The sequence below is a fragment of the Floridaenema evergladense BLCC-F167 genome (assembly GCF_041929205.2).
Taxonomy (GTDB): Bacteria; Cyanobacteriota; Cyanobacteriia; order Cyanobacteriales; family Aerosakkonemataceae; genus Floridanema; species Floridanema evergladense.
This window is the reverse complement of sequence record NZ_CM171625.1, coordinates 6010476-6033751: the sequence shown is the minus strand read 5'-3', so window position 1 is coordinate 6033751 and position 23276 is coordinate 6010476. Positions and strand designations below refer to the sequence as shown.

The window sequence follows — 23276 nt, the reverse complement described above, 5'->3', positions numbered from 1 at the left end:
GTGCAGGGGTGCAAGAAAAGTATCTAACTTGAAACTCCTCCAACTAAAAACTTAAAACTCAAAACTCAAAACTCTCCCAGTCCCCTTGTCCCCTTGCCCTAACTATTAAATTGGTGTGAGTTAGTACAATAAAACCGCTTTTCTTCCTCTAATCTGAGTGACGTTGTAACAGAAAATATTAGATTCTGGGCAAACTACCAGTAAGCAACATGGAACTGAGGCAAGAAGAAAAGATGGTACAACTTACACCAAACCCTAGTTATAGTTTGGCTATTCGCATTGAACTGCCTAATCGCGCCGGAATGTTAGCCAGCGTGACTCAGGCGATCGCTTCTGTTGGTGGTAATCTAGGACAAATTGATTTAATCGAGCAATCACGTTACGTTTCGATTCGGGAAATTACCGTTGATGCTGCCAGCTTGGAACAAGATGAGGAAATTATCCAAGCAGTAAAAGCAGTCCCCGATATCAAAATTATCGAAGTCTACGATCGCACTTTCAACTTACATCGCGGCGGAAAACTCAGCGTTAACAGCAAAATTTCCCTCAAAAGCCAATCTGATTTAGCAATGGCTTATACTCCTGGTGTGGGTAGAATTTGCACTGCGATCGCCGAAGACCCAGAAAAAGTTTACAGTTTTACCATCAAACAGAATACAGTGGCGATCGTTACCGATGGTAGCGCCGTTTTAGGATTAGGCAACTTAGGCCCTGCTGGTGCATTACCAGTCATGGAAGGCAAAGCGATGCTATTCAAAGAATTTGCTGGCATTGATGCCTTTCCCATTTGCCTTGCCACCCAAGACCCCGACGAAATTGTAAAAACTGTGAAAAATATTGCCCCAGTCTTCGGTGGCATTAACCTAGAAGACATAGCCGCACCCCGTTGTTTTGAAATTGAACGACGACTGCGACAAGAATTAGATATTCCAGTGTTTCACGATGACCAGCATGGAACTGCGATCGTCAGTTTAGCAGCATTAACCAACGCCCTAAAACTAGTCAAAAAAACCCTATCCGAAGTACGCATCGTCATTAACGGTGCAGGTGCAGCAGGTATCGCCATCGCCCGCTTACTCAAAAAAGCAGGCGCAGAAACCATCTGGATGTGTGACTCCAAAGGCATCCTCTCCCACAGTCGCACCGACCTCAACGAAGAAAAACGTGAATTTGCCGTCAAAGCTCAAGGTTCCCTCGCCGGAGCCCTCCAAGGCGCAGACATATTCCTTGGCGTTAGCGTCCCTGGCGTTCTCACCCCGGAAATGGTCAAATCAATGGCAAAAGACCCCATAGTTTTTGCAATGGCAAACCCCATTCCCGAAATCCAACCAGAATATATCGCCTCCGATGTCGCCGTTATCGCCACAGGTCGCAGCGACTACCCCAACCAAATTAACAACGTTCTAGCCTTTCCTGGCGTATTTCGCGGAACCCTAGACTGTCGCGCCACCACCATCACCACGACTATGTATTTAGAAGCAGCTTATGCCATTGCTTCCCTAGTCAATCCCAACGAACTCAGCGCCGAACAAGTTATCCCTTCCGTGTTTGACAAACGAGTTGCCACCGCAGTTGCTAGTGCAGTCCAACAAGCAGCACGCTTAGAAGGTGTCGCCCGCTGTTAATTGTGAAGATTAACACACTCCCCTTTTTAGAAAAAAGGGGATTCTCGGCTTAAATGTAGCGAATTGTAGATAAGTTAGGGTTGTGTATCTAATTTTTTATTCAGTAGTTTTAGGCAATATCTAGATTTAGCTTCTTCTTGCGATCGGTCTCATAAAAAATCAGATATTACAACTTACGAAGTTATAGTTTTTACCTGAAAAATTTGCTGGTACTTACCGAGAACTTTCTCAAACTCCTGTGATTTGCCAAGACCGCGCAAGTAACGTAAATAATTTTCTACCAGTATCCTTGCATCAGCACGTCCAACAGGCTCCACTTGAATATCAACACCATTAGTAGTGATGACAAAAAACAATCGCATTGCATAAATAGTAGCGAACAATTCCTGATTATTTTGCAACGAACACACCCCATAAAGCAAGCCAAAAGTAGGGTGATTTAAGTAATGTTCTGTCGTTTCATTGACATTTGCTCTCGGCGGACTAATCTCATCAAGCAGAGCGTTAAACTTATTTTTGTGGAATATAGTCAAAGGGAATCACCTTTCTAATTATTACTAATGATAGATGTTAGCTTCGCAGCTAGTTAATTTATTTTCCCACTCACTAGACTTTGTGGCAATGGAGAGATATTAATTTTGTGGAACTAACCTGTAATTCTTAGTAACCCTTCATAAAATAACTTCATAAATTCAATAGTATTTACTCATCTTGGACAGAAATTTAATCTTAGGTAGCTAAAGTAACATTTTATAGATAAGCTCATAGATAGAAATTATATTTTTCTAAATTTGGAACAATAAAGTTTAACCCTTTTCCCTTTCCTTTTTCTCTGGAGTATTAGTGATGACACAATTACAAAAATTAACGATTAAAAAGAAACGAGTAAGTGGAAAATTAGTGTTTGAAAGAGTGATGGCTACGATCGCTCTAGTAAACTTAACCTTGGTTATATTCGATCTTACATACGTACCTTGGCGCAACTTCTGGCTACAGGGTGATATCAAAGTAGGTAATGTAATAATTAACGTTCCTTTACCTCCGATTACCAAATGGTACGATCCAATTAAAGGTATTGAACCATATAGAGACACAGTAAGTTATCTAAAAACAGTAAATCAACTAAAACAACAGATATCAGAAACGGGATTGCAATCACCACAAGTAGAAAAATTGTTAGCAGAATTGCGATCGCAAAGTGTAGAAATGATCGACACCAATCCTTTTGCAGTTGCTAACAAAACTGGTACATTAGAAAAGATTAAAAATCGAATGCGACGGCATCTCGCTAATGATTCTGCTAAAGCATCTTTTCGAGAATTTTGGAGTTATAACTTTTTGTCTCAAAGAGGTTGGGAAACGGAATTAGCTTATTTCCAAAGAGAAATTCAACCTTTAATAGAAACTAACTATTTCCGTCCAGTAGGCGAAAACGGTCAACCAGTTGATTTTTTCTTTGAACGCATAGACTGGATATTTTTCTTAATTTTTAGTATTGAATTAATTGGGAGAGTAGTTTATATTAGTCGTACTCATAAAGGTGTGAGTTGGCAAGAAGCAATTTTATGGCGCTGGTATGACATTTTCTTACTCTTACCGTTTTGGCGTTGGTTAAGAGTTATTTCAGTATATATGAGACTCAAAGAATGTCAAATCAGACGTTTGGATAGATTACAAAGGCAATTAAACCAAATTTTTATTGCTAACTTCGCTGAAGAAATTATCGAAGTAGTAGTAATAGGAGTAATCGATCAAATCCAAGATTCCATTCGCCAAGGAGATTTAAGAGATTTTTTATCTCACGCCCAAAATCGACCTTATATCGACCTCAATAATATTGATGAAATAGCGGAGATTGGTAACATAGTTACCAAATTAGCAATTTACCGAATTTTGCCGAAAGTACAGCCAGATATTGAATTACTGCTTCAGCATAATATAGAAAACGTGCTGCAAAATTTACCCGCTTACCGCAGTTTTAAAGCTATTCCCGGATTAGCCGATATACCAAAACAATTAACAGAAAAATTGGTGACAGAAATTTTTCAAGCTATCTATCAAGGTTTGACATCTGCGATCGAAGATCCCATCGGTGCTAAACTATCAGGAAATTTGGTAAATCATTTAGGGGAAGCGATCGCCCAAGAAGTCAAAAATCAACATACCATAGAAAGAATTCAGAGCTTACTGATAGATATGCTCGAAGAAATCAAAATTAACTACGTCCAACGCCTATCTCACGGAGATATAGAACAAATTATTGAGCAAACTAGACATCTACGCCAAAAAGCTGAACCGAAAGCTGTAGAAATTATTCCTTACCAACGAATGTAAACCCAATGAATTAGAAAACAAGAGCCAGCTTAAACTAAATTAAACAAGACTTTAAGTAATCCGTAAGTTAGAATACAATCAAGACTGTGAAGCGGTACAAGTAAAACCAAGAAACCTTCTGAAAACAACTTTAGAACGCAGAGATAGCTTGGTAATACTGGAACTTCTCTCAATCTAGAGAGCAGGAAAGTCTTAAGTAATCGGTTCCCCTGATCCCCGGAAATCAACTTGGGATTTTGTAGAAGGAAAAATTCTTTCATGGGAAGTGGGTATTTATCCCACTTTTTTTATTGGAGTTGACGGATGACTCATCCCTTAGTACCACAAATTATCGAAATAGCTAACCCCATTGCCGAAGCCTTACGCTTAGAAGTTGTGGGCGTAGTATTTCATACCAATCAAAGCCCTCCCGTATTGCGAGTGGACATTCGGAATCCCGTGCAGGACACTAGTTTAGATGACTGCGAACGGATGAGTCGGGCTTTAGAAACCAGCTTAGATGCTTCAGACGTAATACCAGATGCTTATGTACTGGAAATCTCTAGTCCGGGAATTTCTCGGCATCTATCCAGCGATAGAGAGTTTATTTCTTTTAAAGGATTTACAGTACTCGTCAATACATCTGAACCTTATGAGGGCAAAAGTGAGTGGCGAGGGAAACTGATTGAAAGAGATGAAACATCAGTTTACTTGAACCAAAAAGGACGGAAGATCGCAATTCCCCGTACCTTAATTACTAGGGTGCAACTGGAAGAAAAAGAGTAGCAATTTTTGCTTTAGATTGCAGATTTTCGATTTCTCAACTTATTCGGACAGCGGCAAATCAGAGTTAAGGAATCGATCGCAAGCAGACGTGCAGCCTGTACGTAGTAACGATCGCCAATCTAAAATTTATCCACCAGACTATCACCGAGCAAAAAACAAAATAGGAGGCACTTTACTTGTGACAATCGTTAAATTACCAGGACTAAAAAACTTAATAGATAGCATTAGTCAAGAACGTAACTTACCCAAACACTCCGTTAAAGATGCACTGCGCGAAGCACTTCTTAAAGGATACGAACGTTTTCGACGCACGCAAAACATGGATCGACGGCAGTTTGACGACAACTACTTCGACAACTTAGAAGTGGAACTAGACGTAGAAGAAGAAGGCTTTCGCGTCCTCGCCACTAAAAGCATCGTCGAAAAAGTCACCAACCCCGACCACGAAATCGCCCTCGATGAAGTTAAAGAAGTCGTCGAAGAAGCCCAACTCAGCGATACAGTGGTATTAGATATCACACCAGATCAAGGCGAATTTGGGCGGATGGCAGCGATGCAAACCAAACAAGTCTTTTCCCAAAAACTGCGAGATAAGCAACGCCAGTTAATTCAAGAAGAGTTCCAAGACTTAGAAGGAACAGTCTTACAAGCCAGAGTGTTGCGGTTTGAACGGCAATCAGTAATCCTGGCTGTCAGCAGTAATTTTGGTCAACCAGAAGTCGAAGCTGAACTACCTAAAAGAGAACAACTTCCCAACGACAACTATCGCGCCAACGCCACCTTTAAAGTATTCCTGAAAAAAGTTCGGGAAGGCCCGCAAAGAGGCCCACAATTACTAGTATCCAGAGCATCTGCGGGATTGGTGGTTTACCTATTTGCCAACGAAGTCCCAGAAATTGAAGACGAAGTGGTACGGATAGTTGCCGTAGCAAGGGAGGCTAACCCGCCCTCACGTTCCCTTGGCCCTCGGACTAAAATAGCCGTAGATACGTTAGAAAGAGATGTAGACCCAGTAGGTGCTTGTATTGGCGCTAGAGGTTCGCGGATTCAAGTGGTAGTCAATGAATTGCGGGGAGAGAAAATCGATGTAATTCGCTGGTCGCCCGACCCGGCTACCTACATTCAAAATTCTCTGAGTCCAGCAAGAGTGGAAGAAGTGCGGTTAGTTAACCCAGAAGGTCGGCAAGCTCACATTCTGGTGAGTGAAGATCAACTAAGTTTAGCTATTGGCAAAGAAGGGCAGAACGTTCGTCTAGCAGCCCGGTTAACTGGTTGGAAAATCGATATTAAAGATGTTGCTAAGTACGATGCAGCGGCTGAAGACGAAAAAATTGCCGAGGCAATAGCCAAAGGACAAGCAGCTAGTGTTGATGCCCAGACAGAAGATAGTATCAGACTCTACAGCTTGGATGATGATAAAGACGAAACAGATTACGATGAAGTTACATCTGTGCCAGAAGATGAAGAATAAGTGTGAAACCTAACTATAGACGTTGTATCAGTTGTCGGAAGGTAGATTTAAAGTCAAATTTTTGGCGGATTGTGAGAGTCTATCCATCCCGACAGGTACAATTAGATGAGGGCATGGGGCGATCGGCCTATCTTTGTCAACAAGCCAGTTGTCTGGAAATAGCACAGAAAAAAAATCGCTTGGGCAAGACATTGAAAGCAACCGTACCCCCAGAGCTATATCAAGCCTTATGGCAACGTTTATCCCATCAACCTGTACCAGAGAATTCTAGCAGGGTCACAGAGGCAGAGGAGCAGGGAGGACAAGAGGATAACCAAACAAGGGGACAAGGGAAAATTCCTTAACTCATAACTCCTTAAACTCTTTCCTTAAATCAAAAGTTTCTGGGAGCAGAATGCTGAGAAAATCAGTTGCTTCATGCCATGCTATTGGATGCCAGAATAGTAAGGGTGATAATTAATTCACAAATGGAGTTAAATAATCAACAATAACGATCGCAGTTAAGAAAAATTTGGTGCAACATTAGAAGAGTAGGTGTGAAGCGTTGGCAAATCGCCTTGGAGCAATCCGACTATTTGACTGACGCGAACAAAAACCACTACTTTAGAAGTTGGCTCTGATTTACTATCTGATTTCAGAAGTCAAAGTCAAGTAAAAAGCCAAGGAATTTTTCCTGGCAACACCAACACTATTTGAACACCGCCAAAGGAGGCAGCGTTCCAATGATGTAAACAACTATCGAAAACAGTGGCTCCCAGAGATTGACCACTGGTAGGATTCAAGGGGAAAGCGTGGATGAACAACGGCAAAGTCAGAATTTACGAGTTATCACGGGAATTGAATTTGGAAAATAAGGATATCCTTGCTATTTGCGACCAGCTGCGAATTCCGGTAAAAAGCCATAGCAGCACCATTCCAGACGCGGATGCAGAACGCATTCGCTCCTTAGCTGCGGAAAAATACACCGCTCAGCATTCTTCACCAACTAAAGAGGTAATGAATCGCGTCTCAACATCAGGTTCTAGAAATAACCATAACTCACAAGGTAGCGCTAATGCGCCCGGGTCGGGAACTAAACCCAATGCTCCGAAAAAACAACAGATTTTAGGAATTCGCCAGCATCAGGAGACCTCCAACAACAACCCAGGTAAGCCACAGGGGGCAACAGTTGCGATTCCCCCGAAAGCGCCAGTAAACAATCAGCCAACGCAGTTATCCGTAAAGCCGACAACGCCAAATAAACCAGTGCGTCCTAATCCCCAACCGGAGCCGATCGCTAAACAAGACGATCGAGAGAGCGAAACATCGGATAATAAACCGGATAGTAAACCAAAATTACACAATCCACCCGTTACTCCTCCGGTAGCACCAAAACCCAAGCTGGTTGAACCACCCTCAAGACCAAGTGCGCCCAGTAGTGCTAACGTACCGCTGCCAACCCCACGACCTCAACCGCAGCAACCGCAACCAGCACAGACAGACGATCGGACACAGGCAGACCAACCCAAGAGCGAGCAACCCCGGAAAAAACTCAAACCAGTAGGACAACCAAAGGATCGGCAGGAGCGGCAAGAGCGGCAAGAAAGACCGGAAAGAGCCGCCCCTACAGGTGAGAAACCTAATCGACCAGCCGCAGTTGTCGCACCAGTACCAGCAGTACCAGAACTGCAACGCCCTAAACCACCAGTCAGACCAAGCGCACCAGCAGCCTTGAAGTCTCCTGGTAGAACTGTCGCTGAAGAAGATGCAGAACCAGTAATCATAGATGAAGAGTTAGAGGGTGGCAAACCACGCAGTAAGGTAGATAAAGAACTGAAGCGACCGACGGCGATCGCGCCAAGGACAGCGCCCAAGAAAAAGAAATGGGAAGAAGAGGAAGAAGAGCAACCACAAAAGGCTGCAAAGCTGGCTAGTAAGGGTAAACGCAGCAAGCAAATTCTTGATGAAGATGAAATTGATTTTGACGATCCAGAACTCGATGCTTTAGCTCCAGCAATTCAAGTTAGTTTGTCTGTAGCTCGTCCACCTAAGCCAAAAGCAACTAAACCAGCCCAACCTGTAGCTATCGCTATACCAACAGCTAGAACTAAACCTTCACGAGATGTCGGCAGTGCTAGCAGGGCAGCGAACAACAGACGCAATCGTGAAGAAGTAGCCCCAGAACGCCCAGAAAAGCTAGTATTAACGGGCAATATGACCGTACAGGAACTAGCCGCTGCTTTATCGATAGCTGAAACGGAAATTATCAAACGGTTATTTATAAAGGGAATTCCCGTTAGCGTAACCCAGAACCTAGATATGGCTACTATCACTATGGTGGCAAACGAACTGGGTGTGGAAGTAGAAACTGCGGCTAAGCGATCGGAAGCTACTAAAGGTAGCGAAATGATTGATGCTGAAGACCTAGAATACTTGGAGCGTCGTCCTCCAGTAGTGACGATTATGGGTCACGTAGACCACGGTAAAACCAGTTTGTTGGATGCAATCCGAGCTAGCAAAGTGGCTCAGGGAGAAGCAGGTGGAATTACTCAGCATATTGGTGCTTACCACGTAGACGTTCAGCACAACGGCAAAACGCAACAGGTGGTATTTTTGGATACTCCGGGTCACGAAGCCTTTACTGCAATGCGGGCAAGGGGCGCTAGAGTGACAGATATTGCGGTGTTAGTGGTGGCGGCTGATGATGGGGTACAACCACAGACAGTGGAAGCAATTAGTCACGCTAAAGCTGCGGAAGTGCCGATCGTAGTGGCAATTAACAAGATTGATAAACCAGAAGCTCAGCCCGATCGCGTTAAACAAGAATTAACCGAATTTAGTCTAGTACCAGAAGAATGGGGCGGCGAAACAATCATGGTGCCAGTGAGCGCTATCCAGAAAGAAAATTTAGATACGCTTCTGGAAATGATTTTACTGGTGGCTGAAGTAGACGAAAATCTCTTAGCTAACCCGAATCGGTCAGCGAAAGGAACTGTGATTGAAGCTAATTTGGATAAATCTAGAGGGCCAGTGGCTACTCTATTAGTCCAAAATGGCAGTCTGCACGTCGGCGATATTTTAGTCGCTGGGTCGGCTTTTGGTAAAGTCCGGGCGATGATTGACGATCGCGGTCAGCGGGTCGAAGCTGCTACACCTTCCTTCGCCGTAGAAGTGTTAGGTTTGGGTGATGTTCCGGCAGCAGGTGATGAGTTTGAAGTCTACCAAGATGAGAAGAAAGCTAGACTAATTGCCGAAGCACGCGCCGAACAACAAAGACAATCTCGCTTGATGCGAGGCGTGACTCTAACCACCCTCTCGGCGCAAGCTCAAGAAGGAGAACTCAAAGAACTGAATTTGATTTTGAAAGCAGACGTTCAAGGTTCTCTAGAAGCGATTATCGGTTCTTTACAACAACTGCCGCAAAATCAGGTGCAAATTCGTATCCTGTTAGCTGCACCTGGGGAAGTTACCCAAACAGACGTTGACTTAGCCGCAGCTAGTAACGCTGTAATTATTGGTTTCAATACTACTCTGGCTAGTGGCGCACGCCAAGCCGCCGACCAAGCAGGTATTGATGTCCGCGAGTACAACATCATTTATAAACTCTTGGAGGATATCCAAGGGGCGATGGAAGGTTTGCTGGAACCAGAATTGGTGGAAGAACCCCTTGGTCAAGCGGAAGTCCGCGCTGTCTTCCCTGTGGGTCGAGGTGCGGTCGCTGGTTGTTATATTCAATCTGGCAAGGTGATCCGTAACTGCAAAGTGCGGATACACCGCAATAACCAAGTGATTTTTGAAGGCTCTTTGGATTCTTTAAAACGGATGAAGGAAGATGCTAGAGAAGTCAATGCTGGATTTGAGTGCGGTATCGGGATCGATAAGTTCAACGATTGGCAAGAAGGTGACGCGATCGAAGCTTATCGCATGGTGACAAAACGCCGGACTTTGATTGGAAACTAGGTTAAATGTAAATTTTTAGAGAGTTTTGAGTTTGTTCGTTAGTTTTGAGTTTTGAGTTATGAGTTTTGAGTTAAATTAATAACTTAAAACTCATAACTTAAAACTCAAAACTCTCGTAGCGAACTCATCTCTTTATGATCCCTTCTTTCTGGTCTGAGCCTTTCTTATGGATTCATTTAGCTGGCATAGCTGCTTTCCCAATTTGGTTAGGATTAGTGCTGCTATCTTTGGCGATCGCTAATCCCCTATTGCCAGCTTGGTTGGAATTTAGTTTAATTGCATTGATTGGTATTGTGCCAATTTTGTGGATGCAGTTGGTAAAACCCTTCAATATTTTCTGCATTTTGGTACTAGCTCTCAAGCCAGAAGTCCTAACTATTGAACAACGAAAGATTTTAAGTTTATTCAAGCGCCCTTTAGAAAAGGTAGGAGCGATCGCAACACCATTGTTTTTGCTGTTGGTACTCTGGAAAATTTACAGTTTAGCTCCTTTGGCAGTGGAAACTCCTCCTTTAGCATCATCCTGGCGCATTGTTGGTCTGTTAATTGCTGGAGTGGCTTTTTTGTTATCTAATCTATTTTTTCAGATTCCTTTGAGCGTTCTAGGCGTGTTACTGACTAAGGAATCAGCATTTGCGACTACAGAACCTTACCCAGTAGAAAAGATTCCTGCCGATTTTACGATCGCAGGTTTTCAGGTAGAGGCAATTTTACCGATAAAATCGTCGCCAACAACACCAAGTTAAAATTTGGATTCATCCACAATAGAAGATAAGAAGTCTACTTCATCCACTTAGTTTGCGATCCTCATATTGGAGAATTATGGCTAAACAACCTACATCTTCTAACATTCAAGATATTAATGATGCTCAAATTTGGGATAACTTGAAAGAAGCGATCGCTTCTTGTTCCGGTTTTGAGCGTTGGCAATATGAGCAACAAGTCGATCGAGATAATACCAGCCTTGATTATCGGGTGCGTCGTTATCTTCGGGAAACTTTAGAAACATTAGCTTATTAAATCGATCGCTTTCCACCTATTAGGTTCTCAATATTTCTCCACTGCTGCTCGAAAGGCAGCAGTTTTTTCATTTAACCAAATTATACTTATCAAATTACTACTGAGTACTCTTGCATATATAGCTTTAAATGTGGTAAACAAACTAACTAAAAACTTTATAGATGTCTTTCATCTGTCCCAGAATATAAAAACATAGCACTCAAAAAGCTGGAAAATGAACAAACATTTGGCTTCTCATATCTATCAGGTGACTATTTTGAACCGAAATTTTACTAAATCCATCCCACTTACTAAAACCCTAAAAGCCGGATTAGCAGCATTCTTGCTTTCTGCTTCTAGTGGATTGATTTTACTTCCCGCTGGGGCAAATCCGTTAATCTCCCAACAAACAACTTCCCCCGCTACACCTGCAACTGCCAATACTGTTTACGTTAACCCCCAAACAGGCAATGATAGTGCTGGTGCTGGCAATCAAGTTGCACCCTATCGCACGATTACCTTCGCCCTCCAACAAGCGCAACCGGGAACAGTAATTCAATTAGCACCCGGTTCTTACACCGCGCAAACAGGCGAAGTTTTCCCTTTAACTGTAAAAAGTGGCGTGATTTTACGGGGTGATGATTCCACTAGAGGTCAAGGTATTGTAATCGTTGGTGGCAATAAATATCTTAGCCCGACTTTTGCAGGTCAAAATGTCACAATTTTAGCGGAAGGTGCAGCTGAGATTCGCGGGGTGACTGTAACTAATCCTCTGAAACGGGGTACAGGTATCTGGGTTGAATCGGGCAATCCGACTATTGCTAATTGTACTTTTGCTGATAGTAAGCGAGAAGGAATATTTGTCACTGGGGAAGCTAATCCCAAAATTGAAAATAACCTGTTTACCCGCAATGACGCTAACGGAATTTCTGTGGCGCGTGCTGCTAAAGGGCAAATTCTGCGTAATCAGTTTCAAAGTACGGGTTTTGGGATTGCTATTGGCGGTACGTCTTCTCCATTAGTTGCGGAAAATCGGATTCTGCAAAATACTGATGGGGTTTATATTAATGATTCTGCCCGTCCAGTGTTGCGGAATAATTTAATCCAAAATAATGCTCGTTCTGGTATTGTAGTCACGATTAATGCTCAACCTGATTTGGGAACGGATACTGAACCGGGCAATAATATCATTCGTAATAATGCGACTGTAGACCTGCAAAATGCTACTTCTACAGTTACCATTGTGGCGATCGGCAATGACATTAACCGTAGTCGCATTTCTGGGCGAGTAAATTTTGTTGCCGCAACGGTAAAACCGCCTACTGGTGGAACTAATGCCGCTTTTGCAGATATTGAAGGACACTGGGCAAAACCTTACATTGAAGCCCTCGTTGCTAAAGGTATTATTACTGGTTATGAAGATGGCACATTTCGTCCCAGCGAACCAGTCAACCGAGCTCAATTTGCCGTCATTATTCAAAAAGCTTTTGCACCCACACCACAACGCCCCAGCATGACTTTCGCTGATGTACAAAGTAATTTTTGGGCTTTCTCGGCAATTCAAGCTGCTTACCGAGGTGGTTATTTATCTGGAGATGGGCGCAATTTCCGACCTCTACAACAAATTACCAGAGTTCAAGCTTTAGTAGCTTTAGCAACTGGGTTAAAACTGCCTAATGGAAATACTGCTGTGTTGGCTTTTTATAAAGATGCTGCTCAAATTCCCAGTTATGCCGCTTCTGCGATCGCTGCTGCCACTAACCAAAAACTGGTAGTAAATTACCCAGAACAAAGTCAGTTAAATCCTAACAAAGTTGTCACTAGGGCCGATCTTGCTGCTTTTGTATATCAGGCAATGGTAAATTCGGGACGTGCTGAAGCCATTACTTCCCCTTACCTAGTCACCGTTTCCTCTAACACCCCAGCGAAAGCTGGAGGACAATAATCAGTTCGTTGTAAACACTTCAGTGTTCCCCTCTGGCAAAGGAACTACTCAACTCGTTACATCAAACTCAAATTAAAAAACCAACCACAGTAACTTCTGGGGTTGGTTCTTTAATCTGACTTTAAAAAGCTGTCAGTTTTTTTATTCCGGGGTCTTTATCTAAGCTGACCCCATTAAAAAGCCTGGTATTAATGTCCAGGTGGCATTTTATAGTCAGGGTCTTTATATAAGCTGACCCCGTTTCAGACAACTTTATTGTGACAGGATTATGGCGAAATCCTAAAATTGTTAATGTTTTTTTTATATTTCTTACTAAGTTTTCTAAATTATTGCGTTTTGTAACGTTATTTTGTTTATACGTTACCTTAACCCAAAATTTCCAAATCTTTAGATTTTTTTAATGATTAACCCATTGATTTAGGTTACAAATCGCGTTTAGGTTTTTTCGCCTGGGATTTTCTGGCGGCTCGTGCTTCTAAGCGGAACAGCAACACCATTAAAGTTAATATACCCAGTTGCAGGGCAAGATTAGGCAGGGCAGAGTCAACTTCTCGACCTGCGGCTAATTGGGACAAGAATACTACAGCCCCTATGAATCCAGAAGCGCCAAAAGCTATATAAATAAACTGTCTCAAACCTCGATAAGGGGCTTTGATCTCTTCTTTGAGACGAGCATATTTTTCGGGGGTAGGGGGTTTGGGAGTAGTCATGGGATTTTCGATTTAAAATGCCGCCAAAGTTTGGTAATACAACTATAATACAAAAAGCTCAGTTAAATTTGATGGAAAGACTGGGTGTCGTTGTTGTTCCTAAGCCAAGACATGGCAAAATTTGCGGATGTCGTCGGATATTATCGTCCTTATCGGAAAATCGCACTTTTGAGCATTACAGCTACGAGTGTGTTTGAACTGATTGACCTAGTGGTTCCTTATACCATTGGGCAAATTTTAAACGTGCTATCTGGACAAAGTTTAGATAGCCCATTGCAAAGGGCGATCGCAGGAGTAGCCACACTTATCGGGATACCCGTAAATCAGATTTTATCCCTAAGTGTGCTCCTAGCAATCATCTTTTTGGTAACTGTAGTTAGAGCACCTATTCAACCTTGGATTAGTTCTTGGTTTCACTGGGATATTGCCCTACGTTCTCGGCGGGACTATTTCCGAAAAGCCTTAGAAAAAATCCTCACCTTACCATTAGAATTTTATGACGAAAACAACCCTGGTCGAATTGCCGGAAGAATCGCCAGAGGCATTTCTAATCATACCTGGACTTATCCAGAAATTGCCGGACAATTAATTCCCAAACTGATTAGAGTTTTGGGAATTTTTGTAATTATTTGTTTCATTGAGTGGCGAATTGCTATTCTGTTTTTGTTGTCGTTTCTGCTAATTCTTGGCTTTAGCATTAAAAACTTGCAAGAGATCATGAAAAAAGAAGAACGGCTTGATAAGTATATGGAAAACACTGAAAGTCGTACTTCAGAAATTATCACCAACATCAAAACAGTCAAAGCTTTTGCCACCGAAGCGACAGAATTCAAACGACAAAATCAGCGCCTGAAACGAGAATTGAAAGTAGTGGATTACCGAATCCACAAAAGTTACATCATTTTAAGCACTTGGCAAAAAACTGTGATTCAATTCTTTGTATTCACGGTGTTAGGTTTAACCCTAGCTGCTACAGTTGATGGACAAATTTCCTTGGGACATTTTGTCACAACTTTAACTGTTTCTAGCATGGCTTATTCCGAGTTAGAACCGATTAGTAATTTAGCAGAAGTATTTGCTCGTCGCTATGCTTCTATGCTGCGATTTCATGAATTTATTCAGGAATCATCTGGGAAAGATGCCAATGGTTTAATTTTATCAGAAAATACCTTGTTTCCTAGTAGGAGCTATCAGTTTACAGGCAAAATTGAGTTGAGCAAAGTTAGTTTTGGCTATAGTAGCGATCGCTTAGTCCTGCAAAATATTAACCTGCTCGTTGAACCATATCAAACTGTAGCTTTAGTCGGGCGTTCTGGTTCAGGAAAATCTACTTTAGTCAAGTTACTGCTTCGGTATTTTGAACCAACCCAAGGGCGAATTTTAATCGACGGCGAAGAGATTCGTAACCTTGATGTTACAGCTTACCGACGCAGATTAGCGATCGTCCACCAAGAAGTAGATATCTTCAATGGCACCATCCTCGATAACCTAAAATATGGCAATCCTAACGCCACATTTGCCGAAGTAGAGGAAGCTTGTCACATCGCCAGAGTCACCGAAATTATTCAGGAAATGCCCCAAGGTTACAATACAGTCGTTGGGGAGAGAGGAGTAAGGCTTTCTGGCGGACAGCGACAACGTTTAGGAATTGCCAGAGCGCTGTTAGTCAATCCCGACGTGCTAATCTTTGATGAAGCAACCTCTAGTTTAGATTATGAATCCGAGCGATCGATCCAGCTAGCAATGCGAAGCATCTTAGGCACCCGTACCACCATAATTATTGCCCACCGACTCAGCACCGTTCGGGAAGCAGATAAAATCGTCGTCTTAGACCAAGGTCAAATAGTCGAAGTTGGTACACACAGCGAACTATTGCACCGAGAAGGAATTTATCATCGTCTCCACTCATTGCAAGAAACAGGCGAGCTAATTTAGGTTAAAAAGGTAAAAATAAAAGGTGAAAGAAAGCAAAGCTTTTCTTTTGCCTTTTATCCTTTCCTCCATCCTGCTAATTCCCCCCTAAAAAAATAAGGTTGGGAAAAGACAAGAAAAAATTTGTTTCTAGGATGGAGTAAATGCCTTTTTTCTCTCTTAGCAACCAGTGATTTTCTTATCAAATCAGTCTTACTTACTAACTACCACAGAAAGCGGCCCCCTCTTGGGCAATATTTGGCTTGATGTCTCAGCTTTGGTAATCATGCTGTTATTATCAGCCTTTTTCTCTGGTTCAGAAACCGCAATTACCGGACTAGACAATTTTAAACTCCGAGCCTTAATTAAGGAACAAGGAGATCCACGAAAGATTTTTACCTTGGTACTAGAAAACCGTGCCAAGTTTATTACCACTCTTTTAATTGGTAATAACTTGGTAAATAATTTTTCCGCTATTCTGACAAGTAACCTATTTGCTCTTTGGTTAGGTAATGCAGGGATAGGAGTCGCCACAGCGGTTGTTACCTTTTTAGTGCTAATTTTTGGGGAAGTAACGCCTAAATCCTTGGCAATTACTCATGTTATGCCGATTTTTAGGTTATCAGTACGTCCAGTTTACTGGCTTTCCATTCCCTTATCTCCTGTAATTTATCTATTTCAAAATATCGCCCAAAGTGTAATTCGCTTATTTGAGAGAGGTAGCGTTCCCGAAGGAGAATCTTTAAGGGATCTTCAGCTGATGATCGAAGTTTTGGGCGGTAAAGGTTACTTAGATTTAGATAAGCATCAGCTATTAACTAAAGCTTTAACTTTAGACAATCTGATTGCCCGTGATGTAGTTAAACCGAGAATTGAGATGCGAACTATCTCCCACGAAGCAAGTTTAGAAGATTTGGTGAATCTATGTTTAGAAACAGGTTTTTCCCGCATTCCCGTACAGGAAGATTCTAAAGATGAAATTGTCGGCGTAGTTCACCTAAAACGTGCCTTGCAACATCTCAACAGTTGTCAAAAAGACGATCGCTCTAAAGTACTGGTGAGAGAAGCAATGGACTCTCCTTTCTATGTTCCAGAAACCAAGCGAGTACCCAGTTTACTTAAGGAGATGCTACAGACTCGGTTGCATTTGGCGATCGTAGTTGATGAATACGGGGGAACTGTGGGTTTAATCACATTAGAAGATATCCTCGAAGAGTTAGTAGGAGAAATTTATGATGAGAGTGACATTCCCCCCAGAGTCAGTATCGGTAAAAATAAGCTGTCCCGCCATTAAACTGAACTCTTCTTTGTCAGGGAATCAATACAAAAAATTTTTGAGCAACCTACTTGCCAACTAAAAATTAGAGTGATAATATAAATAATCGTGGACAAAAAGGGTCGATGCCCGAGTGGTTAATGGGGGCGGACTGTAAATCCGCTGGCTATGCCTACGCTAGTTCGAATCTAGCTCGGCCCACCTTCCATGATGCCCGTGTAGCTCAGTGGTAGAGCACACCCTTGGTAAGGGTGAGGTCACGAGTTCAATCCTCGTCACGGGCTTTCTTTAACTAAGTTCAAGCTTTGAATCCAGGCAAAATCATCCTCACTAACAGGTGGTATCGGAGGCTGAGTGTAGTCGATCGCTAGATCCAACGCTGCTTCTTCGTAAGTTTGTTTCAATACAGTTTGCAAATCAATCACAGGTTCTCGATCTCCAGGACATAAAGGTAACAAAAAGCACGGTAACGATTCTCGCAAATTAAAGGGATACAGACCTGCGGCAGGGCGACAATTTGCACGGCTAACCAAAATCCGGTAATCTGATGCTATTCCTCCTGCCATCAGCATTGGTTCGCCAGTTCGCAGCAAATCGATTTCCACCAAATGAGCCGTGCTATTCAACACAGCTTGGCGTTTGGCATTGTACTTCACTTTGCCTTCCCCTGCCCGCTTGTTCTTAGGTGAGAGTACTTCTACCACCGTTACCACTGTTCCTGTTCCCACTTCTCGAATTTCCAAAAACCGCTCTTGGGTTTCTTCTACAATCGGTACTGTGACGACCAATGCTTCGCTCAAAGTGACTACGCTTTGTTGAGGTTTAGTCATCTTAGAGCTTCGCTGAAATACAGCAACATCGGGAATACCAACCAGCAGCGTGTCTGAATAAACTCGTTTTTCAACTGCTGCCCGATATTTAGGTGTAATCACTGCATTTAGCGATCGCGCCAGCACTGAAATCAGCCCGAAATGAACCTCTGACCACAATTCAGGGTTTTCTAGATAGGGATTCATTCCCGGAAATTGGGGCGACATAAACCACACCTCTTGCCCTTGTGAAGTCTATTGTAAGAGCAGTGCTAAAAGGAGATTAACTGCTATGACGATCGCCAAGCCCATTTGAAATTGGCTCTATCAGCAGGAATAAAGATTTACCAGCAAGTTTAAAGTAAAATAAATCAGTATTTTTTTAACAGCCTGTAATATTGTTGTAAACATAAAAACGCCTACAACGCAAAAGTTTTAGCAAATGGCTGTAGACGTTTTTATAGATTAAAACCCAGTTAGTTAAAAAAATCTGAGTTGATTAAGAACAGAATTAAGATGCGAGGGCAACTTCTACCTTTTGTTGCAATTCGCCTTTTTGGTAAAGCTCAATTAGAATATCCGAGCCACCAACAAATTCACCATTAATGTACACTTGGGGAATAGTAGGCCAGTTGGAATAGTCTTTAATTCCTTGGCGAATTTCATTATCTGCTAACACATCTACAGTTTCGTATGGTACTCCCAGTGTGTTGAGAATTTGCACCACATTGTTAGAGAAACCACATTGGGGCATGAATCTGTTGCCCTTCATGAATACTAATATCTTATTTTCTTGGACTAAATTATCAATCCGTTCTTTGATTTCTGGTGTCATAGTTTTTAGTAAGTTCGCGCACCTGACGCTTTCTGCGATCGCTTAATTGCAATGTTACTATTTGCGTTAGGTTATATCCTATAGGATAGTGAATTTTACCCTAACGTTGTTAGTGTATCGACAACATTCAGCTTGGTCAAGCAAACCAAGCTAAAGTTTTAAGATTTCGGGGCAGAAGTTTTCAGTGCTAGGGCGTGTATAGCCTCGGTAGACATAGCCTGTTTTAAGGCACCGTAAACCATTTGATGCTGTTGAACTAGCCCTTTACCTGCGAACGAGGAAGAAACGACACTAACTTCATAGTGATCTCTAGTACCAGTCAAGTCTTGTACTTCCACTTGGGCATCCGGCAATTCTGCCTCAATCATCTCTTTAACCTCTTCTGGGCTAATCATACGGTTCCTCTCACATAACAAAGATTTGACAGTTTGTTTTTAGTGTAGATTAAATTATCGGGTTGATGAAGTAGGCTGACGATCGCTACCACTTCTAGGATAAGGAGAATCCACAAAACCCAGTTCAAATAGTTGCTGATAAGCCTTTTTGCCTAAATCTCTTGTGGGATTTTGCGATCGAATAATTTGTACTAACAAGGGTACAGCTAATTCCGGCTTATTTTGTGCCCGATGTACTAATGCTAGTTGATAGGTAGCCTCATCGCGCATTTGGGCAGTATCTACCGCCCTTTTTCGTTGGCTATCCGCGATGCGGTTGTCAATTCCAGAAAAACTAGCAGCCAGTTCTTGATAAAAATTAGATAGCTGGTTAAAAACCTGACGAGCTTCTTGGAGTTTTTTCACTGCTAAGGCATAATTTTGGGCAGAAACTGCACTACTAGCCTCAGCCATTAATCGCTGTCCTCCTGACAAACTCAACAAAGTGTTATCTTGATTCAGAGGACGTAATTGGTTAGCATCTGTCCCTTCCAAAAGCTGAGGTTGTGTAGGAGATGCGGGAGTAGTGGGTGGTTCAGTTTGAGCACTTACTGATACAGATAGACTAAAAGCTGTAATAAGTGCTAGAGAAGCTACACCACTAAGGTGAGATAAGCGAACATTTACAGAAAACACCATGAACTCAAATTTTATGGATATTAACTTCGGAGTATATTAACATTACTAGGCTGAATAAAGTTGCCATTTGAGTGTAACAAGATGAACGATTTCGATCGAAAATACTTATATCTAACTCAGGCTTTGATTCAGAGGACATTCATAAAGCCTTTTTAGGGAAGTTTGCAAATCTTCTGTTAAACGCTGGGCGCTGTGTTTGACGCTATTGCCACGATAATCGGCTACTTTGAGGGGAGAACCGATGTTAATGGTAACGTTGCAACCACGATGGGGTACTTCTTGACTATACTTGATGGCGATCGGAACTACTCTAATTCCCAAATTACATTGACTAGCTTCTGCTTGCAACGCAATCCTAGCAAAACCAGGCTTGAGTGGCTGAATGTAATTTTCCCGGAAAATGTTCCCTTCGGGAAACATCACCAAAACTTGTTGATTTTGTAACAACTCTATGCCGTGACGGATGCTGCTAATTCCCGGATGGTCTGTATCTACGGGAAATCCTCCCATACAACGAATGAACCAGCCTTGAATTCCTAACATTTCATTGGCAGAAACCATAAAATGCAGATCTCGACCTGTAATATCTCGTCCTGCGGCGTAGCCTAGCGTAAATGGGTCCCAACGAGAACGATGGGTAGGAGCAAAAATTACGGGTCCTTCTTTAGGTATATTTTCCCGACCTGTTATAGAAATTTGCCCAAAATAAATTGGCAGAATGATGTATCGTCCGATGGGGTAAGCCAGAGAAGATACCCAAGGAGAAACGCTAGAATTAAGATTGGTCGATTTTAGGGTTGCCAAGGAACGTGAGGAGGAATCAACTTGAGTCATCATACAAAAGATGGCTAGTAAATATATTTAATCATCTTAAGTTTCACCGTAAAGTTTTCTGGCTAAATTGTGTTGCAGATAAGGACAGTTAAATTGCTGTCATTCGATTTTATATTTTATCTTTTGGATTTTAGATTAACTTTACAGGTAAATCAACTCTCTGGGTGCGAAATAAGTGAAAAAGCTTTGTATAATCCTTTTTCAATTCTGCTTTCTTGCATTGGTTACAGCCTTTTCTGCTTAAACCAGGATTGTAGCTGCTGACGACAGGTAGATTCTAAAATTCCGGCTATGACAGATAAGCGATGATTAGAGCAGGGACTATCGGGAATGTTCGCTACTGTACGCACTGCGCCTGTTTTGGGGTCGTCTGCGCCATAAACTAGTAGTCCCAGTCTAGCTTGGACGATCGCACCTGCACACATCGGACATGGTTCCAGAGTAACGTAGAGAGTACATTGGTTCAAGTGCCAATCTTGCAGAGCTTTTCCGGCTGTTCTTAGGGCGAGAATTTCGGCGTGGGCGGTGGGGTCTTTGTCTCGTTCCTTGCGGTTTTCTGCCTCTGCTAATAAGTTACCATTTGGGTCAATAATTACTGCACCTACGGGCACTTCTCCCGCTTCTCCCGCAGTTTGGGCGAGTTCAATGGCGCGACTCATCCATTTTTGGTGTGTTTCGTAGGTTAAGCAATTAAGATTTTTACTGCGGTTCATCTGCTATTTTATTGGCTGGAAATGCGATCGTTTTGATATGAAGGATCGAAATGTTCCTCAGTTGTTGGTCATTGAATACGCTTTTAGCTTTCTCAAAGCGAACACCATGCTTCTTAAAATTGGCATTCGCTTTGTCCTCGTCCCACTCAAACTCTAGCTCCATTTTAAACGCTGGCTTGAGTTAATAATGGGTCTAGTTTAGCTTCGGTATCTAATTTGTAAATGTCGTCACATCCGCCGATATGTTGATTGTTAATAAATATTTGGGGAACTGTTCTGCGTCCGTTGGCGCGTTCTGCCATTTTGTTTCTTGCTTCTTCATTTCCGTCAATTTTATATTCCGTGTAATTTACGCCTTTCCACCAGAGCAACATTTTGGCACGAATGCAATAAGGGCAAGTTTGCCAGGTGTAAATTTCTACGTTGGCTTTGATGCGTTCTGGGTGTCGTCCTAAAATTGGGTTGAGAAAGTCTAACATTTTGGTTTTCCTGAAATTAGAGGGAGTGATTATTTTTTAACACAGATATCCACAGATGAACTCAGATGTGGATTTAGATTTATGGTGGGAGATAAGGTATCTATGAAATTTAGCGATCGCATTACATTATCGCTGAATTATTAAAGCAAATTTTATGGAAAATATTATCAGGAAAAAACTATCAGTTTGTACTAGACATTCGCTGCTTTTTCCACTGTCAGACCTATTTCTTGCCCGTATGATAGTTCTAGGGTATGACCATCTGGATCTCGCAAGAAAGCCCAATATCCGACAGGATAACCTGAGTCTTTGGGTTCTTCAACTAGTATGCCTTCCTGACGAGCCTTGTCACAAAGCACATCCATTGCTTCCCGACTTTTACAGCCTACTCCCAGATGGGCAAATGGAGAGAGAATTGGCTGCACGGATTTGGTTTGAATTAGTACGATCGCAAATGGTCGAGTATTGTCACTCAGCCAAGTGACTGCTACTCCTGTATTTGCATCAATGCGACTGTGAACTACGTGCATTTGAGCATAAGTTGAGTAAAATTCAATACTTTTTTCCATATTTGAGACAGGAAGGGCAATGTGGGTGAGTCCAATATCAACCATGTTGTGTTCCTTGCGATCGATTGTCTTTAATTTAGATTAGATCATATTTAGGAAGTGGTAAAATATTGTACTCATTACCCAAACAAAGTAAAGCAATCAACTTACTTTACTTATTAAAAATGTGGCGGTTTTAACCGCGACTACACAAACAAAGTCCGCCTACGCGGACTTTTGGGAATTGGAACCTGCGGAGGCAGGTTTTGTCTGTATAGCCCGCGACTTTAGTCGCTGGGGCGACAATAATTACGACCTTTAAAACATCCTCTTAATATTAAAAATTTCCCTCAAACATCATCAGGATTTATCCCCAGACTTCGCAATCTTTCTGCTAATCTTTCTGCTCTTTGTTCTGCTAATTCTCGTTGTCGATCGATCTCCACATAACTAGCAAACTTTTGCCCATCAGGTCGATAAAGTTGCAATTCATTTTCTACTACGGCAAACCTAATTCCTAAACGAGGACTTACCCAACCTTCCATTGAGTCAATTTCACTTAATTCTGTACCCGATCGTAACCATCCCTCTAAATTGCCGTTTTCAGGGTCATAAACATAGTATTCTTCCACACCGTAACGTTCGTAAAACCGAAATTTTTTCAGCATTTTTCCGAAACGATTACCGGGGGAAAGCACTTCAAAAACTACTTGAGGAGCAATATTATTTTCCCGCCATTGTTGGTAGGAACCTCGATCGCCTTTCGGTCTACCAAACACCACCATGACATCCGGTGCTTGCCTAATTGTATTATCTCCTTCGACGGGATACCAAAGTAAATCACCAGCAACAAAAACAGCGGGATTATCTTTAAATAGCGAGTCTAGTCCACCTTGAATTGTCACGATATAGCGGAATTGTTTAGTATTATCTGCCATTGGCTGACCATCGCTTTCGGGATAGAAAATCTCTGGCTGACTCAGAGGTTGAATTGGTGCTGTCATGGGATA

Annotated in this window: 23 protein-coding genes and 2 tRNA genes; 13 read left to right on the top strand and 12 right to left on the bottom strand. The window is 42.2% G+C overall.

Features of this window, described 5'->3' with window-relative positions; all coding sequences use genetic code 11:
* The first annotated feature begins 233 nt into the window (after nucleotides 1–233).
* Complete coding sequence (locus tag ACE1CA_RS28780; protein WP_413275848.1) at nucleotides 234–1625, top strand: malic enzyme-like NAD(P)-binding protein; 1392 nt, start codon at nucleotides 234–236, stop codon at nucleotides 1623–1625.
* Nucleotides 1626–1798: 173 nt separating this feature from the next.
* Here the strand turns inward: ACE1CA_RS28780 and ACE1CA_RS28775 are convergent, their stop codons facing one another.
* Complete coding sequence (locus ACE1CA_RS28775) at nucleotides 1799–2158, bottom strand: PipX family protein (RefSeq protein WP_413275830.1); 360 nt, start codon at nucleotides 2156–2158, stop codon at nucleotides 1799–1801.
* A 313-nt stretch (nucleotides 2159–2471) separates the two neighbouring features.
* Here ACE1CA_RS28775 and ACE1CA_RS28770 point away from each other — a divergent pair, with 313 nt between their 5' ends.
* The 8 genes from ACE1CA_RS28770 to ACE1CA_RS28735 all read left to right on the top strand — a co-directional run bounded on the left by ACE1CA_RS28770 (nucleotide 2472) and on the right by ACE1CA_RS28735 (nucleotide 13078).
* Nucleotides 2472–3959 carry a hypothetical protein gene (locus ACE1CA_RS28770; RefSeq protein ID WP_413275829.1) on the top strand — a complete coding sequence of 496 codons (1488 nt, stop codon included), beginning with the start codon at nucleotides 2472–2474 and terminating at the stop codon, nucleotides 3957–3959.
* A gap of 303 nt (nucleotides 3960–4262) precedes the next feature.
* Nucleotides 4263–4724 (top strand): ribosome maturation factor RimP, encoded by a 462-nt coding sequence (gene rimP / locus ACE1CA_RS28765; RefSeq protein WP_413275828.1) that lies wholly within the window; start codon nucleotides 4263–4265, stop codon nucleotides 4722–4724.
* Between the two features lie 178 nt (nucleotides 4725–4902).
* Nucleotides 4903–6195: a transcription termination factor NusA gene (gene nusA / locus ACE1CA_RS28760; RefSeq protein ID WP_413275847.1), complete on the top strand. Its 1293-nt coding sequence runs from the start codon at nucleotides 4903–4905 to the stop codon at nucleotides 6193–6195.
* A gap of 2 nt (nucleotides 6196–6197) precedes the next feature.
* On the top strand, nucleotides 6198–6539 hold the full coding sequence (locus ACE1CA_RS28755) for a YlxR family protein (RefSeq protein WP_413275827.1): 342 nt from the start codon (nucleotides 6198–6200) through the stop codon (nucleotides 6537–6539).
* Between the two features lie 451 nt (nucleotides 6540–6990).
* On the top strand, nucleotides 6991–10134 hold the full coding sequence (infB, locus tag ACE1CA_RS28750) for a translation initiation factor IF-2 (protein ID WP_413275826.1): 3144 nt from the start codon (nucleotides 6991–6993) through the stop codon (nucleotides 10132–10134).
* A gap of 134 nt (nucleotides 10135–10268) precedes the next feature.
* Nucleotides 10269–10880 (top strand): low-complexity tail membrane protein, encoded by a 612-nt coding sequence (locus ACE1CA_RS28745; RefSeq protein ID WP_413275825.1) that lies wholly within the window; start codon nucleotides 10269–10271, stop codon nucleotides 10878–10880.
* Between the two features lie 76 nt (nucleotides 10881–10956).
* The gene (locus ACE1CA_RS28740) at nucleotides 10957–11154 is read left to right on the top strand and encodes a hypothetical protein (RefSeq protein WP_413275824.1); all 198 of its coding nucleotides are present in this window, start codon (nucleotides 10957–10959) and stop codon (nucleotides 11152–11154) included.
* A gap of 214 nt (nucleotides 11155–11368) precedes the next feature.
* Nucleotides 11369–13078, top strand: a complete 1710-nt coding sequence (locus tag ACE1CA_RS28735; RefSeq protein WP_413275823.1) for a DUF1565 domain-containing protein — start codon at nucleotides 11369–11371, stop codon at nucleotides 13076–13078.
* 422 nt (nucleotides 13079–13500) lie between these two features.
* Here ACE1CA_RS28735 and ACE1CA_RS28730 read toward each other — a convergent pair whose 3' ends face one another.
* A complete protein-coding gene (locus tag ACE1CA_RS28730) occupies nucleotides 13501–13788 on the bottom strand; it encodes a DUF3493 domain-containing protein (protein WP_413275822.1) in 288 nt (95 codons plus the stop codon).
* 111 nt (nucleotides 13789–13899) lie between these two features.
* On the opposite strand from ACE1CA_RS28730, the gene ACE1CA_RS28725 reads away from it, so the two are divergent.
* The 4 genes from ACE1CA_RS28725 to ACE1CA_RS28710 all read left to right on the top strand — a co-directional run bounded on the left by ACE1CA_RS28725 (nucleotide 13900) and on the right by ACE1CA_RS28710 (nucleotide 17259).
* Nucleotides 13900–15723, top strand: a complete 1824-nt coding sequence (locus tag ACE1CA_RS28725) for an ABC transporter ATP-binding protein (protein ID WP_413275821.1) — start codon at nucleotides 13900–13902, stop codon at nucleotides 15721–15723.
* Between the two features lie 166 nt (nucleotides 15724–15889).
* Complete coding sequence (locus ACE1CA_RS28720; RefSeq protein WP_413275820.1) at nucleotides 15890–16993, top strand: hemolysin family protein; 1104 nt, start codon at nucleotides 15890–15892, stop codon at nucleotides 16991–16993.
* Nucleotides 16994–17094: 101 nt separating this feature from the next.
* Nucleotides 17095–17176 (top strand) — tRNA-Tyr (locus ACE1CA_RS28715).
* Nucleotides 17177–17187: 11 nt separating this feature from the next.
* A tRNA-Thr gene (locus tag ACE1CA_RS28710) sits at nucleotides 17188–17259 on the top strand.
* Here the strand turns inward: ACE1CA_RS28710 and ACE1CA_RS28705 are convergent.
* The 10 genes from ACE1CA_RS28705 to ACE1CA_RS28660 form a co-directional block, all read right to left on the bottom strand.
* Nucleotides 17251–18012, bottom strand: coding sequence for a DUF4058 family protein (locus ACE1CA_RS28705; RefSeq protein ID WP_413275819.1), 762 nt, complete (start codon nucleotides 18010–18012; stop codon nucleotides 17251–17253). The two genes, ACE1CA_RS28710 and ACE1CA_RS28705, sit on opposite strands and share 9 nt — an antisense overlap.
* A 283-nt stretch (nucleotides 18013–18295) precedes the next feature.
* The gene (gene grxD / locus ACE1CA_RS28700) at nucleotides 18296–18619 is read right to left on the bottom strand and encodes a Grx4 family monothiol glutaredoxin (protein WP_413275818.1); all 324 of its coding nucleotides are present in this window, start codon (nucleotides 18617–18619) and stop codon (nucleotides 18296–18298) included.
* A gap of 158 nt (nucleotides 18620–18777) precedes the next feature.
* Nucleotides 18778–19014: a BolA family protein gene (locus ACE1CA_RS28695; protein WP_413275817.1), complete on the bottom strand. Its 237-nt coding sequence runs from the start codon at nucleotides 19012–19014 to the stop codon at nucleotides 18778–18780.
* A gap of 54 nt (nucleotides 19015–19068) precedes the next feature.
* Complete coding sequence (locus ACE1CA_RS28690; protein ID WP_413275816.1) at nucleotides 19069–19692, bottom strand: hypothetical protein; 624 nt, start codon at nucleotides 19690–19692, stop codon at nucleotides 19069–19071.
* A gap of 111 nt (nucleotides 19693–19803) precedes the next feature.
* The gene (locus ACE1CA_RS28685) at nucleotides 19804–20529 is read right to left on the bottom strand and encodes a lysophospholipid acyltransferase family protein (RefSeq protein ID WP_413275815.1); all 726 of its coding nucleotides are present in this window, start codon (nucleotides 20527–20529) and stop codon (nucleotides 19804–19806) included.
* A gap of 221 nt (nucleotides 20530–20750) precedes the next feature.
* A complete protein-coding gene (tadA, locus tag ACE1CA_RS28680) occupies nucleotides 20751–21239 on the bottom strand; it encodes a tRNA adenosine(34) deaminase TadA (protein ID WP_413275814.1) in 489 nt (162 codons plus the stop codon).
* Nucleotides 21226–21402 carry a BrnT family toxin gene (locus ACE1CA_RS28675; protein ID WP_413275813.1) on the bottom strand — a complete coding sequence of 59 codons (177 nt, stop codon included), beginning with the start codon at nucleotides 21400–21402 and terminating at the stop codon, nucleotides 21226–21228. Before ACE1CA_RS28675 ends, tadA begins: the two co-directional genes overlap by 14 nt.
* Nucleotide 21403: 1 nt before the next feature.
* The gene (gene grxC, locus ACE1CA_RS28670) at nucleotides 21404–21718 is read right to left on the bottom strand and encodes a glutaredoxin 3 (protein ID WP_413275812.1); all 315 of its coding nucleotides are present in this window, start codon (nucleotides 21716–21718) and stop codon (nucleotides 21404–21406) included.
* 191 nt (nucleotides 21719–21909) lie between these two features.
* Nucleotides 21910–22332: a VOC family protein gene (locus tag ACE1CA_RS28665; protein ID WP_413275811.1), complete on the bottom strand. Its 423-nt coding sequence runs from the start codon at nucleotides 22330–22332 to the stop codon at nucleotides 21910–21912.
* Nucleotides 22333–22616: 284 nt separating this feature from the next.
* The gene (locus ACE1CA_RS28660; RefSeq protein WP_413275810.1) at nucleotides 22617–23270 is read right to left on the bottom strand and encodes a Uma2 family endonuclease; all 654 of its coding nucleotides are present in this window, start codon (nucleotides 23268–23270) and stop codon (nucleotides 22617–22619) included.
* Nucleotides 23271–23276 lie beyond the last annotated feature (6 nt).